11 protein-coding genes are annotated in these 14,230 nt (G+C 70.5%); 10 read left to right on the forward strand and 1 reads right to left on the reverse strand.

Translation table 11 applies throughout. From position 1 onward, the window contains the following. Positions 1-90: 90 nt before the first annotated feature. Positions 91-1,374: an ATP-dependent Clp protease ATP-binding subunit ClpX gene (gene clpX / locus ACIP5O_RS05460; RefSeq protein ID WP_030210686.1), complete on the forward strand. Its 1,284-nt coding sequence runs from the start codon at positions 91-93 to the stop codon at positions 1,372-1,374. A gap of 77 nt (positions 1,375-1,451) precedes the next feature. Here clpX and ACIP5O_RS05465 read toward each other — a convergent pair whose 3' ends face one another. Beyond that, on the reverse strand, positions 1,452-2,405 hold the full coding sequence (locus tag ACIP5O_RS05465) for a hypothetical protein (RefSeq protein ID WP_401288871.1): 954 nt from the start codon (positions 2,403-2,405) through the stop codon (positions 1,452-1,454). A gap of 138 nt (positions 2,406-2,543) precedes the next feature. On the opposite strand from ACIP5O_RS05465, the gene ACIP5O_RS05470 reads away from it, so the two are divergent. From ACIP5O_RS05470 to mrdA, 9 genes are all read left to right on the forward strand, one after another. Then, entirely contained in the window at positions 2,544-5,165 is a 2,622-nt protein-coding gene (locus ACIP5O_RS05470; RefSeq protein ID WP_401288874.1) for a valine--tRNA ligase, read from the forward strand. Positions 5,166-5,285: 120 nt separating this feature from the next. Further along, a complete protein-coding gene (locus ACIP5O_RS05475) occupies positions 5,286-6,431 on the forward strand; it encodes a sensor histidine kinase (RefSeq protein WP_401288876.1) in 1,146 nt (381 codons plus the stop codon). 52 nt (positions 6,432-6,483) lie between these two features. Then, the gene (locus ACIP5O_RS05480) at positions 6,484-8,001 is read left to right on the forward strand and encodes a bifunctional folylpolyglutamate synthase/dihydrofolate synthase (protein ID WP_401288878.1); all 1,518 of its coding nucleotides are present in this window, start codon (positions 6,484-6,486) and stop codon (positions 7,999-8,001) included. Positions 8,002-8,006: 5 nt separating this feature from the next. Then, positions 8,007-8,372 carry a DUF4233 domain-containing protein gene (locus ACIP5O_RS05485; RefSeq protein WP_401288880.1) on the forward strand — a complete coding sequence of 122 codons (366 nt, stop codon included), beginning with the start codon at positions 8,007-8,009 and terminating at the stop codon, positions 8,370-8,372. A gap of 66 nt (positions 8,373-8,438) precedes the next feature. Beyond that, complete coding sequence (ndk, locus tag ACIP5O_RS05490; protein WP_121830245.1) at positions 8,439-8,852, forward strand: nucleoside-diphosphate kinase; 414 nt, start codon at positions 8,439-8,441, stop codon at positions 8,850-8,852. Positions 8,853-9,117: 265 nt separating this feature from the next. After that, on the forward strand, positions 9,118-10,137 hold the full coding sequence (locus ACIP5O_RS05495; protein WP_125656626.1) for a rod shape-determining protein: 1,020 nt from the start codon (positions 9,118-9,120) through the stop codon (positions 10,135-10,137). A 136-nt stretch (positions 10,138-10,273) separates the two neighbouring features. After that, positions 10,274-11,284, forward strand: coding sequence for a rod shape-determining protein MreC (gene mreC, locus ACIP5O_RS05500; protein ID WP_401288883.1), 1,011 nt, complete (start codon positions 10,274-10,276; stop codon positions 11,282-11,284). Further along, positions 11,281-11,949, forward strand: coding sequence for a rod shape-determining protein MreD (gene mreD, locus ACIP5O_RS05505; RefSeq protein ID WP_401288886.1), 669 nt, complete (start codon positions 11,281-11,283; stop codon positions 11,947-11,949). The genes mreC and mreD overlap by 4 nt, the downstream gene beginning before the upstream one ends. 19 nt (positions 11,950-11,968) lie before the next feature. Continuing rightward, a complete protein-coding gene (gene mrdA / locus ACIP5O_RS05510; RefSeq protein ID WP_401288890.1) occupies positions 11,969-14,230 on the forward strand; it encodes a penicillin-binding protein 2 in 2,262 nt (753 codons plus the stop codon).

Raw genomic sequence — 14,230 nt, forward strand, 5'->3', positions numbered from 1 at the left:
CCCGAACGGGGGGCCCGGCAAGGTACCGTCGAATATGAGGCACCAGGAGTCGCTGAACCACGCGGCTCCCAGGCGAAGGGGAAGCACCTCGTGGCACGCATCGGTGATGGCGGCGACCTGCTCAAGTGCTCGTTCTGCGGAAAGAGCCAGAAGCAGGTGAAGAAGCTCATCGCAGGACCCGGTGTGTACATCTGCGACGAGTGCATCGACCTCTGCAACGAGATCATCGAGGAAGAACTCGCGGAGACGAGCGAGGTGCGCTGGGAGGAACTCCCCAAGCCCCGCGAGATCTACGAGTTCCTCGAGGGGTACGTCGTCGGGCAGGAGCCCGCGAAGAAGGCCCTCTCGGTCGCGGTCTACAACCACTACAAGCGCGTCCAGGCCGGCGAGAACGGCGGCGCGCAGGGCCGTGACGACGCCATCGAACTGGCGAAGTCCAACATTCTGCTGCTCGGCCCCACGGGCTCCGGGAAGACGCTGCTCGCGCAGACCCTGGCCCGCATGCTCAACGTCCCGTTCGCCATCGCCGACGCGACGGCGCTCACGGAGGCCGGCTACGTCGGCGAGGACGTCGAGAACATCCTCCTCAAGCTGATCCAGGCGGCCGACTACGACGTCAAGAAGGCCGAGACCGGGATCATCTACATCGACGAGATCGACAAGGTCGCCCGCAAGAGCGAGAACCCGTCGATCACGCGCGACGTCTCCGGCGAGGGCGTGCAGCAGGCCCTCCTGAAGATCCTGGAGGGCACCACCGCCTCCGTCCCGCCGCAGGGCGGCCGGAAGCACCCCCACCAGGAGTTCATCCAGATCGACACGACGAACGTGCTCTTCATCGTGGGCGGCGCCTTCGCCGGCCTGGAGAAGATCATCGAGTCGCGGGCGGGCGCCAAGGGCATCGGCTTCGGGGCGACCATCCGCTCCAAGCGCGAGATCGAGGCGAGCGACCAGTTCCAGGAGGTCATGCCGGAGGACCTGGTGAAGTTCGGGATGATCCCCGAGTTCATCGGCCGTCTCCCCGTCCTCACCTCCGTCCACAACCTGGACCGCGAGGCGCTCCTCCAGATCCTGGTCGAGCCGCGCAACGCGCTGGTGAAGCAGTACCAGCGCCTCTTCGAACTCGACGGCGTGGAGCTGGACTTCGACCGCCCGGCCCTGGAGGCCATCGCCGACCAGGCGATCCTGCGCGGCACCGGCGCGCGCGGCCTGCGCGCCATCATGGAGGAGGTCCTCCAGTCGGTGATGTACGAGGTCCCGTCCCGCAAGGACGTGGCCCGGGTCGTCATCACGGCCGACGTGGTCCGCGACAACGTCAACCCGACGCTGGTGCCGAGGATCGTGAAGAACGACGGCAGGCACGAGAAGTCGGCCTGACGGCCGTACGCACACGGAGAGGGGCGCCCCACCGGTTCGGTGGGGCGCCCCTCTCCGCGTGTGCTGCGCGCGTCGTGTCAGAGCTTGACGCGAACCTCCTTGCGGAGCTTGGCGGCGATCTCGGCGGTCCCGTCCACGGTGCCGGCCTTGCCCGTCATCAGCTCGGCGAGGTTGAAGTGCATCACGTAGCCGATCGTGCTGTGGTCGCCCCAGACGCACACGGGCATGGTCACTTCCTTGGGACCGACGCCCCCGGATTCGGTGTCCGGCTTGTAGTTCATCTCCTGACACTTCATCACGGCGCCGTCGAGGCCCGCGGGCGTGACCGTCGTGGGGCTGCCGATGAGCCGGCCCTTGTCCTTGTCCGTGCCCTTCTCGGACTTGGCCTTCATGGCGGCGAAGACGTTGTCGACCGTCTTCTCGGGGTCGTCGATCTCGCCGTACGTGCCGCCGAACGCCATCATCTTGCCGGCGAGCGGGTTGGTCTTGTCCTCGACCTGCCATGTGCCGTCGACTTCCTGGGGGTTCTTGACCCCCAGCGCCGCGGAGTCCTCGACGAGGTCGTTGTCGTCCGACTTCTTGCCGTTGTCGGGCGCCTTCTTGTACTCGCCGAGCACCGTCTCCGGGGTGATCAGCTTGTGCGGCCCGTCGTCCGCGACCGAGGAACCGCCGCCGCCGATCACGAAGTACGCGCCCACGGCGATCGCCGCGACCACGGCCACGCCGCCGACGATCCAGCCCGCCTTGGACTTCTTCGGGGCCGGCGGGGGCGGCGGGAAGCCGCCGGGGCCCTGGGGCATGCCGTACGGGGGCTGCTGGCCGTACGGGCCGTGCTGCGGCTGGGGCGGGTAGCCGTACGGCTGCTGCTGCGGCGGGACGCCCTGGGGAGCCTGCTGGGGGTACCCGTAGCCGGGCTGGGCACCGTACGGGCCCGGCTGCTGCGGCGGCTGGCCGTAGGGGCCCGGCTGACCGTAGGGCCCGGGCTGCTGGGGCGGCTGACCGCCGTACGGACCCGGCTGGTTGTAGCTCATCGACAGGTTCCCCTCACAGGATGTTTATGCCTGCCGGACATCCTGGCCGAACCGCCGGACACCCGGTGCGGCGGGGGCCACACCGTTACCGAACCAAAGCGTTTCAGGACGGGGTGGCGACACCCCTAAACTGGCCCCGTGACCGAGAACACTCAGCAGCAGACAGCGCCCACCACCGAACTGCCGACCCAGTACGCGCCGGCCGAGGTAGAGGGGCCGCTGTACGAGCGCTGGGTGGAGCGCGGGTACTTCGAGGCGGACGCGAAGAGCGAGAAGCCGCCGTACACGATCGTCATCCCGCCGCCGAACGTCACGGGATCGCTCCACCTGGGCCACGCCTTCGAGCACACGCTGATCGACGCCCTCACCCGCCGCAAGCGGATGCAGGGCTACGAGACGCTGTGGCAGCCCGGCATGGACCACGCCGGCATCGCCACCCAGAACGTCGTCGAGCGCGAGCTCGCCAAGGAGGGCAAGTCCCGCCACGACCTGGGCCGCGAGGCGTTCGTCGAGCGCGTCTGGCAGTGGAAGGCCGAGTCCGGTGGCCAGATCTCCGGCCAGATGAAGCGCCTGGGCGACGGCGTCGCCTGGTCCCGCGAGCGCTTCACCATGGACGAGGGCCTGTCCCAGGCCGTCCAGACCATCTTCAAGAAGCTCTACGACGACGAGCTGATCTACCGCGCCGAGCGCATCATCAACTGGTGTCCGCGCTGTCTGACGGCCATCTCGGACATCGAGGTCGAGTACCAGGACGACGACGGCGAGCTCGTCTCCATCCGGTACGGCGAGGGCGAGGACTCCCTGGTCGTCGCCACCACCCGGGCCGAGACGATGCTCGGCGACACGGCCGTCGCCGTCCACCCCGACGACGAGCGGTACAAGCACCTGGTCGGCAAGCAGATCAAGCTGCCGCTGACCGACCGTACGATCCCGGTCGTCGCCGACACCCACGTCGACCCCGAGTTCGGCACCGGCGCCGTCAAGGTGACCCCGGCGCACGACCCGAACGACTTCGAGATCGGCCAGCGCCACGACCTGCCGAACCTCGCCGTCATGGACGAGCGTGCGGTCATCACCGCCCACGGCCCCTTCCAGGGCCTGGACCGCCTGGAGGCCCGCTCCGCGATCGTCGCCGCGCTGCGCGCCGAGAGCCGGATCGTCGCCGAGAAGCGTCCGTACGTCCACTCCGTCGGCCACTGCTCGCGGTGCAAGACCACCATCGAGCCGCGCCTGTCGATGCAGTGGTGGGTCAAGGTCGGCCCGCTGGCGAAGGCCGCCGGTGACGCGGTCCGCGACGGCAAGGTCAAGATCCACCCGCAGGAGATGGAGAAGCGGTACTTCGACTGGGTCGACAACCTGCACGACTGGTGCATCTCGCGCCAGCTCTGGTGGGGCCACCGCATCCCCGTCTGGTACGGCCCGAACGGCGAGGTCGTCTGCGTCGGACCCGACGAGCAGCCGCCGGCCGGTGAGGGCTGGCACCAGGACACGGACGTCCTGGACACCTGGTTCTCCTCCGGCCTGTGGCCGTTCTCCACGCTCGGCTGGCCCGAGCAGACCGAGTCGCTCGCGAAGTTCTATCCGAACTCCGTCCTGGTCACCGGCTACGACATCCTCTTCTTCTGGGTCGCCCGGATGATGATGTTCGGCCTGTACGCGATGGACGGCACCCCGCCGTTCCACACCATCGCCCTGCACGGCATGGTCCGTGACCAGAACGGCAAGAAGATGTCGAAGTCCTTCGGCAACGTGGTCAACCCGCTGGACTGGATGGACGAGTACGGCTCCGACGCCGTCCGGTTCACCCTGGCCAACGGCGCCAACCCGGGCGTCGACGTCCCGATCGGCGAGGACTGGGTCAAGGCGTCCCGGAACTTCGCCAACAAGATCTGGAACGCGACCCGCTTCGCGCTCATGAACGGCGCGACGATCGAGGGTCCGCTGCCGGACGCCTCGGAGATGTCGGCGACCGACCGCTGGATCCTGTCCCGCCTCAACGCGACGGTCGCGCAGGTCGACGCGTACTACGAGGACTACCAGTTCGCGAAGCTCAGCGACGCGCTCTACCACTTCGCGTGGGACGAGGTCTTCGACTGGTACGTCGAGCTGTCGAAGACGACGTTCTTCGCGGGCGGCGAGCAGGCCCGGGTCTCCGGCCGGGTCCTCGGCGAGGTCCTGGACGTCATGCTGCGGCTGCTGCACCCGATCGTCCCGTTCGTCACCGAGGCCCTCTGGACCACGCTGACCGGGCGCGAGTCCGTCGTGATCGCCGACTGGCCGAAGGACTCGGGCTTCCGGGACGCGGCCGCCGAGGCGGAGATCGAGAACCTCCAGCAGGTCGTCACCGAGGTCCGCCGCTTCCGCGCCGACCAGGGCCTCCAGCCCGGCCAGAAGGTCCCGGCCCGACTGGAGCTCGGCGGCACCGCGCTCGCCGCGCACGAGGCCGCGATCCGTCAGCTCCTGCGCCTCCAGCCGGAGGGCGAGGGCTTCTCCGCCACCGCCTCCCTGCCGGTCGCCGGGGCCACCGTCGCGCTCGACCTGTCGGGCACGATCGACGTGGAGGCGGAGCGCAAGCGCCTCACGAAGGACCTCGCGGCGGCCGAGAAGGAGAAGGCCCAGGCGAACGGCAAGCTCGGCAACGAGGCGTTCCTGGCGAAGGCGCCGGACAATGTGGTCGAGAAGATCCGCACCCGCCTCGCCAAGGCGGACGAGGACATCGCCCGCATCCAGGCCCAGCTCGCGAACCTGCCGCAGGCCTAGTCGCGCGAGTCGCTTGCGGAGGGCCCGGAACCGAGCGGTCGGTTCCGGGCCCTTCCCGTACGGGTGGGCCGAGTGCCCGGCCCCGCAGGGACGGGCCCGCGACCCTGGATGATGGAGGGCATGCTCCGTCTCCCCGCCGTCCCCGCGCTGCGCCGTCGCGCGGAACGGTGGGCGGGCTCGCCCCGCGCCCTCGACGTCGTCGCCGCGCTCAGCGCCTTCGGCCTCATGGTCCTGGACGTGCCGGGCCTCGCCCGCGAGGACAACTCCCTCACCGGCGTCACCGCCACCCTGGTCCTGGCCGCCGGCGCGGCGACCCTCGTCGTCCGGCGCCGGCTGCCCTGGATCCCGTACCTCGTGGCGCTCGGCCTGATGGGCTGGCTGCACGAGCTCACCATGATCCAGTTCGCGCTGTACTCGATCGGCCGGTTCCGGGGCCGGCGGGCCGCCGTCCTCGCGACCGCGCTGTACGTCGCCGTCGCGTACGCCCTCTTCCAGACCCCCGGCCGGCCCCTCCACGGCTACACCCTGAGCGACTTCCTGAGCGTCGTCGTCCCGATCGGGGCCCTCGCGGCGGGCGTCGGCATCGCCGCGTACCGCCACGACCTCGTCCGCGCCCTGGAGGCCGAGCGCCGCGGGGCCGCCGCCCGGCAGGCCGTCCAGGAGGAGCGGATCTCCGTCGGCCGGGACGTCCACGACCTGGTCGGCCGCGAGCTGACCGTCCTCGCGGTGCGGGCCGAGGTCCTCGCCGTACGGGCTGGGGACGGGGCCCACCGGCGGGACTTCGAGGAGCTCGCGGACACCGCCCGGCGCGCCCACCGGATGCTCAACGAGACGATCGTGCGGCGCGCCGACCGGGACCCGGTCGCCTCCGGCCTCGACGGGCTCGCCGCCCTCGCCCGGGAGAGCGGGCGGATGGGCAGCCCCGTGCGGCTGACGGTCGCCGAGGAGGCGAAGGCGCTGTCGCCGCTCCGGCAGACGGCCGTCCACCGGGTCGTCCAGGAGTGCCTGACGAACGCGGCCAAGCACGCGCCCGGCCTGCCCGTGACGGTCGTCATCGCGGTGGAGGGGGCCGACCTGCGGATCGAGGTGCGCAACCCGCTGCCGTCCGCGCCGCCGGACCGGGCCCCCGTCTCGACCGGCACCGGCCTGCTCTCCATGACGGAACGGGTCACCAGCATGGGCGGCACGCTGGGGGCGGGACCGGAGGAGGGGGAGTACGTGGTGAGGGCGACGCTTCCGGCGGGCCTCGGCCACTTCGGCCACTGAGCGATGAGCGGGCCGTCCGCGTCGCGCCGGAGCCGCTCCGTAGACTGGCCCCGTGAGTGAGCCCCGCGATCCGTCCGACACGCCCGACACGCCCGACGCCTTCGACGAGATCGTCGACAACGAGACCACACGCGATCCCGACCTCGCGGTGATCGAGGCCGGCAGCCGCACCCTGCGCGCCCAGGCCGGACCGCCCCAGGGCGACCCCGTGCCGAGCCGCCCCGAGGACCCGGAGCTCGACGAGGCGCTGCGCGAGGTCGAGACCGAGCTGTCCACCCGCTGGGGCGAGACCAAGCTGGAGCCCTCGGTCACCCGGATCGCGGCCCTGATGGACGTCCTCGGCGAGCCGCAGCGCGCGTACCCCACGATCCACATCACCGGCACCAACGGCAAGACGTCGACGGCCCGCATGATCGAGGCCCTGCTCGGCGCCTTCGAGCTGCGCACCGGCCGGTACACCTCGCCGCACGTGCAGACCATCACCGAGCGGATCAGCCTCGACGGCGCCCCGATCTCCGCCGAGCGGTTCATCGAGACGTACCGGGACATCGCGCCGTACGTGGAGCTGGTCGACGCCCGCGAGGAGTACCGGCTCTCCTTCTTCGAGGTCCTCACCGGCATGGCGTACGCGGCCTTCGCCGACGCCCCGGTCGACGCGGCCGTGATCGAGGTCGGGATGGGCGGCACCTGGGACGCCACGAACGTCATCGACGCCTCCGTCGCCGTCGTCACCCCCATCGACCTCGACCACACCGACCGGCTCGGCGACACCACCGCCGCCATCGCGGGCGAGAAGTCCGGGATCATCAAGCCGGGCGCGACCGTCATCCTGGCCCAGCAGCCCGTCGACGCGGCCCAGGTCCTCCTGAAGAAGGCCGTCGAGGCGGACGCCACCGTGGCCCGCGAGGGCATGGAGTTCGGCGTCACCTCCCGCGAGGTCGCGGTCGGCGGCCAGCTCCTCACCCTGCGCGGCCTGGGCGGCGAGTACGACGGCGTCTTCCTGCCGCTGCACGGCGCCTACCAGGCGCACAACGCGGCCGTGGCCCTCGCCGCCGTCGAGGCCTTCTTCGGGATCGGCGCGCAGCACGCCCGCACCCTGGACGTGGACACGGTCCGCCAGGCGTTCGCGCGGGTCGCCTCGCCCGGCCGCCTGGAGATCGTCCGCTCCTCCCCGACGGTGATCCTGGACGCCGCGCACAACCCGCACGGCGCGCGGGCGACCGCCGAGGGCATCAGCGAGGCCTTCGGCTTCTCCCGGCTCGTCGGCGTGCTCTCCACGAGCGCCGACAAGGACGCCAGGGGGGTCCTGGAGGCCTTCGAGCCGATCCTCGCGGAGGTCGTGATCACCACGAACTCCAACCCGCGGGCCACCGACGTGGACGCGCTCGCCGCGATCGCGGTCGAGGTCTTCGGCGAGGACCGGGTCGTCGTCGAGCCGCGGCTCCCCGACGCCATCGAGGCGGCCATCACCCTCGCGGAGGAAGAGGCCGAGTACGGCGGCGCGGGTGTCCTCGTGACCGGTTCGATCTTCACGGTCGGCGACGCCCGGCTGCTGCTCAAGAGGGGCTGAAACCCATGCGCACGCTCTGTTCCTCGACGCTCGTCGGCGAGTTCTTCGTGATCGGCTTCGCCGGGCTGGTCGCCATGAAGGACGACACGCTGGCGATGTCCACCGTCTGGTGGGTCTGCGGGACCGCCATGGTCCTCTCGGTGCTGCTGTGCGGGATGATCACCCGGCCCGGCGGCGTCCAGCTCGGCTGGGCGCTCCAGATCGGCCTGATCGCCAGCGGCTTCTTCGTCCCGGTCATGTTCTTCCTCGGGGCGGCCTTCGCCGCCCTGTGGTGGGCCTCGGTGCACTACGGCCGGAAGGTCGACGAGGTCAAGGCCCGCTGGGCCGCCGCGCAGACCGCCCAGGGCCCGGCAGAGCCTGACGCTGCGTAATCGGGGCACGTGCGGGCCCTGTAGCCTCGGAGGCCCGCACACCGCTTTTCCCGAAGGAGTTCCCCCGTGAGCCAGCGCACGCTCGTCCTGCTCAAGCCCGACGCCGTCCGCCGCGGCCTGGTCGGCGAGATCATCGGCCGCATCGAGCGCAAGGCCGGCTGGACCCTCGCGGCCCTGGAGCTGCGCGAGCTGGACCAGGAGACGCTGGAGCAGCACTACGGCGAGCACAAGGGCAAGCCCTTCTACGAGCCGCTGATGGGCTTCATGTCCTCCGGCCCCGTCGTCGCGCTCGTCGTCGAGGGCGAGCGGGTCATCGAGGGCGTCCGGCAGCTCGCCGGCCCGACCGACCCGATCGCCGCCGCGCCGGGCTCCATCCGGGGCGACTTCGGCACCATCGTCCGCGAGAACCTGATCCACGCCTCGGACTCCGAGGAGTCGGCCCTCCGCGAGCTGAAGATCTTCTTCCCGGGGCTGGTCTGATCCGGACCCGGACCGGACCCCGTTCGGACTCCGTCCGACACCGGTTCCGTCTGACCGGGCGTCAGCCGAACGCACCATCACGGTGGGGCGACCGAAGGAATTCGGTCGCCCCCAGGCATATGAACGACAATCCCGGGAACGGATCGCCGCATCCTGCCGTCACCTGTACAGAGGTGGACCGCCGCGCGGCATCCGGGCGGGCAGCACTACGATGGAAAACTCCACGCCGCACCACTCTCAGCCATGGGAAATCAAGGGGAACTCAATGTCGTTCATCGGCCGTGACATGGCTGTCGACCTCGGGACCGCCAACACGCTGGTGTACGTCAGGGGTCGAGGCATCGTTCTGAACGAGCCGTCCGTCGTCGCCATCAACACCAACACCGGCGGCATCCTCGCGGTCGGCGCCGAGGCGAAGAAGATGATCGGCCGGACCCCCGGCAACATCGTCGCCGTCCGCCCGCTCAAGGACGGCGTGATCGCCGACTTCGAGATCACCGAGCGGATGCTCCGCTACTTCATCCTCAAGATCCACAAGCGCCGCTACCTGGCCCGCCCCCGGGTCGTCGTCTGCGTCCCCTCCGGCATCACCGGAGTGGAGCGCCGCGCCGTCATCGAGGCCTCGACCCAGGCCGGCGCCCGCCAGGTGCACATCATCGAGGAGCCCATGGCGGCGGCCATCGGCTCGGGCCTCCCCGTCCACGAGGCCACCGGCAACATGGTCGTGGACATCGGCGGCGGCACCACCGAGGTCGCCGTCATCTCCCTCGGCGGAATCGTCACGGCACAGTCCATCCGGGTCGCCGGCGACGAGCTGGACAACGCGATCATCCAGCACATCAAGAAGGAGTACTCGCTCCTCCTCGGCGAGCGCACGGCCGAACAGATCAAGATCACCATCGGCTCCGCCTACGACCTGGAGAAGGACGAGCACACCGAGATCCGCGGCCGCGACCTCGTCTCCGGTCTGCCCAAGACCGTGGTCATCTCCGCCGCCGAGGTCCGCAAGGCCATCGAGGAGCCGGTCAACGCGATCGTCGACGCGGTGAAGACCACCCTCGACAAGTGCCCGCCGGAGCTCTCCGGTGACGTCATGGACCGCGGCATCGTCCTCACCGGTGGCGGCGCCCTGCTGCGCGGCCTCGACGAGCGCCTCCGCCGCGAGACCGGCATGCCGATCCACATCGCCGAGGACCCGCTGGACTCGGTGGCGCTCGGCTCCGGCAAGTGCGTGGAGGAGTTCGAGGCCCTCCAGCAGGTCCTCGACGCGCAGCCGCGCCGCTAGCACCACGGGACGGGTCGGTGCGGTACAACTACCGCACCGACCTCCCCCGTACACCCGCTTCGCACCACCACTCGCACCACTCGCACCACGGAACAACGGAACAGACGAACCACGAGGAAAGGCACGGCCGCCGCACGTGAGGGACACACGAGAGAGCCGGCTGCTCCTGGTACTGCTGATCGCCATCGCGTTCGCACTGATCACGGTGGACATCCGCGGCGGCCAGGAGTCACCCGTCGACGGCGCCCGGCAGGCCGCGGCGGCGGTCTTCGGACCGGTCGAGAACGGTGTGGCCGCCGCCGTCGACCCCGTCGGCAACGCCATAGGGGCGGTACGGGACTCCGGCGAGCGCCACACCCGGCTCGCCGCCCTGGAGAAGGAGAACGCCGAACTCAAGGCGAAGCTCGGCAGCGACGACCGCAACCGCAACCGGCTGAACGAGCTCGACACCCTGCTCAAGACCGCCGGAGCCGGCCAGTACGGCATCAAGGGCGCCCAGGTCATCGCCATAGGAGCGGCCCAGGGCTTCTCCTGGACCGTCACCATCGACGTCGGCGCCCACGACGGCATCCAGCGGGACATGACCGTCCTCAACGGCGCCGGACTCGTCGGCCGCGTCACCACCGTCGGCCCCTCCACCTCCACCGTCCTCCTCGCCAACGACCCCGACTTCACCGTCGGCACCCGCATGGAGAAGAGCGACGAACTCGGCTTCGCCACCGGCCAGGGCGACAGCCCGCTGCGCGTCCAGCTCCTCAACGGCAAGGCCAAGGTCGAGCCCGGCGACCGGCTCGTCACCTTCGGCTCGCGCGCCGACAAGCCCTTCGTGCCCGGCGTCCCGGTCGGCGAGATCGTCCGCGTCGACCCCGCCGGCGGCGGCCTGACGCGCAACGTCTACGTCCGCCCGTACGCCGGCTTCACCAAGCTGGACATCGTCGGCGTCGTCGTCCAGGCCCCGCGCTCCGACCCGCGCGACGCCGTCCTGCCGCAGAAGCCCAAGCCCGCGCCGACCGTCACCGTCACGGTCACGCCGAAACCGACGGGCAGCGGGCAGCCGGAAGGCGAACAGGCCCGGAGCGAGAACCAGAACGGCCAGAACCAGACCGGCCAGAACCAGGGCCAGGACCAGGGGGACGCGACACCGTGAAGATCAACCGGATCCTCCTCTCCGCCGCCCTGATCGTGGTGGCCCTGGTCGTCCAGGTCTCCGTCCTCGCCCGCCTCCAGCTCCCCGGCGCCGTCCCCGACCTCGTCCTCCTCACCGTCGTCGGCCTCGCCCTCGTCCACGGACACGTCAGCGGCGCCCTCATCGGCTTCACCGCCGGCCTCCTCGCCGACTTCGCCCCGCCCGCCGACCACGCCGCCGGCCGCTACGCCCTCGTGCTCTGCCTCGTCGGCTACCTCGTCGGCCTGGCCCGCCCGGAGAACGGCCGGCTGACCTCCGCGACCGGCCCCATGGCCGTCGTCGCCGCCGCGGCCGTCGGCTCCACCCTCCTCTACGCGGGCGTCGGCGCCCTCGTCGGCGACACCGCCGCCCGCCATGTCGGCCTGACCTCCCTGCTGTTCACCGCGACCCTGTACGACCTGCTCCTCGCGCCCTTCACGGTGCCGCTCATCATGGCCCTGGCCCGCCGCGCCGAGAACGACCCGCTCGCCGACGCCGGCGGGGGAGCCGGCACCGACGTCGCCTCCGGCTGGCTCTCCTCCGGCACCGGCCTCAGGATCGGCGCCCAGCGCGGCGGCCTGCGCGTGAAGGCCGCCCGGAGCCGCGCCTCAAGGGCCGGACGCATCAAGGGAGTCAAGCGACTGTGACCGAGGGGGCCAAGGCAGCATGAGCAACATCCCCGAGACCGGCCGGACCTCCCGGGTCCAGATCCGGCTCGTCGTCATCCAGATCCTCGTCTTCTCGATGCTGCTCACCCTGGGCGGCCGGCTCTGGTACCTCCAGATCCGCAACGGCAAGGAGTACACGGACGAGGCCAAGAACAACCACGTCCAGCAGGTCGTCCAGCCCGCCGTCCGCGGCTCCCTCCTCGACGCCCGGGGCGTCCCGCTCGCCGACAACGAGACCCGGCTCGTGGTCTCCGCCTCGCGCACCGAGCTGATGAAGATGAAGGACAAGGGCAGGGCCGTCCTCACCCGGCTCGCCGACGTCCTCGACATGAAGCCCGAGGACGTCGTCAACAAGGTCCGGCTCTGCGACTCCAAGACGCCCAAGCCCTGCTGGAACGGCTCGCCCTACCAGCCGATCCCCGTCACCGACGAGGCCACCACCCAGCAGGCCCTCCAGATCCGCGAACGCGCCGAGGACTTCCCCGGCATCACCGCCGAGCCCACCGCCGTCCGCCGCTACCCGGCCCCCGGCAAGGCCCGCACCTCCCAGGTCCTCGGCTACCTCTCGCCCGTCACCGACGCCGAGATCGAGAAGGCCAAGGACACCGACTCGCCGTTCCTCCGCTCCGACCAGATCGGCCGCTCCGGCCTGGAGCGCACGTACGACAAGGCGCTGCGCGGCAAGGCCGGCGTCACCCGCTACGAGGTCGACAACCTCGGCCGCGTCATCGGCCAGGCCAAGAACGACCCGCCGGTCCCCGGCTCCAACGTCGTCACCTCCATCGACGCCCGCGTCCAGGCGGTCGCCGAATGGGAGCTGCACAACGCGATGGTGGAGGCCCGCAAGACCTTCGACAAGAACACCAACGAGAACTACAAGGCCGACGCCGGCGCCGTCGTCGTCATGGAGAACAAGACCGGCCGGATCGTCGCCATGGCCTCCCAGCCCGACTACGACCCCAACGCCTGGGTCGGCGGCATCTCCGCCAAGGACTACGCGGCCCTCACCGGCAAGAAGTCCAACTTCCCGCTCCTCAACCGGGCCATCCAGGGCCAGGCCGCCCCCGGCTCCATCTTCAAGGTCATCCCGACCACCGCCGCGGTCAACGCCGGATACGACTTCAACGGGCGCTACCCCTGCCCCTCCTCGTACTCCATCGGCAACCAGGTCTTCAAGAACTTCGAGTCCCAGGGCCACGGCTCCATCACCCTCGGCCAGGCCCTCGAGGTCTCCTGCGACACCGTCTACTACGCCCTCTCCCACCAGCAGTGGCAGAAGGACGGCGGCATGAAGCCGAAGAAGGACGCCAAGGACTGGTTCTACAAGACCGCCCACCAGTTCGGCCTCGGCGCCGAGACCGGCATCGACCTCCCCAACGAGGTCACCGGCCGCGTCCCCGACCGCAAGTGGAAGCAGGACTTCTGGGCGGCCAACAAGGACTACTGGTGCAAGGTCGGCAAGAAGGGCGGCAGCTACGTCCAGCAGCTCTCCTACGAGAACTGCCTCGAAGGCAACCTGATGCGCGCCGGTGACTCCGTCAACTACTCCATCGGCCAGGGCGACACCCTCGTCACCCCCATCCAGATGGCCACCATCTACGCCGCCATCGCCAACGGCGGCACCCTCTGGAACCCCACCGTAGGCAAGGCGATCATCAGCCCCGACGGCAAGAAGGTCACCGAGATCGAGCCCAAGTCCCACGGCAGGCTCCCCATGGACGCCAAGACGCAGGCCTTGATAGAGGGCGCCCTCGCGGGAGTCGCCACCCGCGGCACCGCCGCCTGGAGGTTCGGCGGCTGGCCGCAGGACAAGATCCCGATGCACGCCAAGACGGGCACCGCCGAGGTCTACGGCAAGCAGACGACCTCCTGGTTCGCCACGTACACCAAGGACTACGCGATCATCATGACGATCGCCCAGGGCGGTACGGGCTCCGGCGCCTCCGGCCCCGCCGTGCGCAACATCTACGACGCGATCTACGGCCTCGACGACGCCGGCAACCAGGACCTCAAGCGGGCCCTGCTGCCGCGGCCGCAGAAGGACCTCCCGAAGATCCAGCCCGACGGCTCCATCGACGCGCCGAAGGTCAAGCCGTACGACCCCGAGGTCGGGAAGGTCGACCCGAACGCGCCCCCGAAGACCCCGGACCCGGACGGCACGCAGCCCGACCCGACACAGCCCGACCCGAACCAGGCCGACCCGACACAGCCGGACCAGCAGGAACTCGCGGGCCCGCCCGCCGCCTGGCGGAGGGACTGA

This window comes from Streptomyces sp. NPDC088915, from assembly GCF_044749825.1.
In the GTDB taxonomy this organism is placed as follows: domain Bacteria; phylum Actinomycetota; class Actinomycetes; order Streptomycetales; family Streptomycetaceae; genus Streptomyces.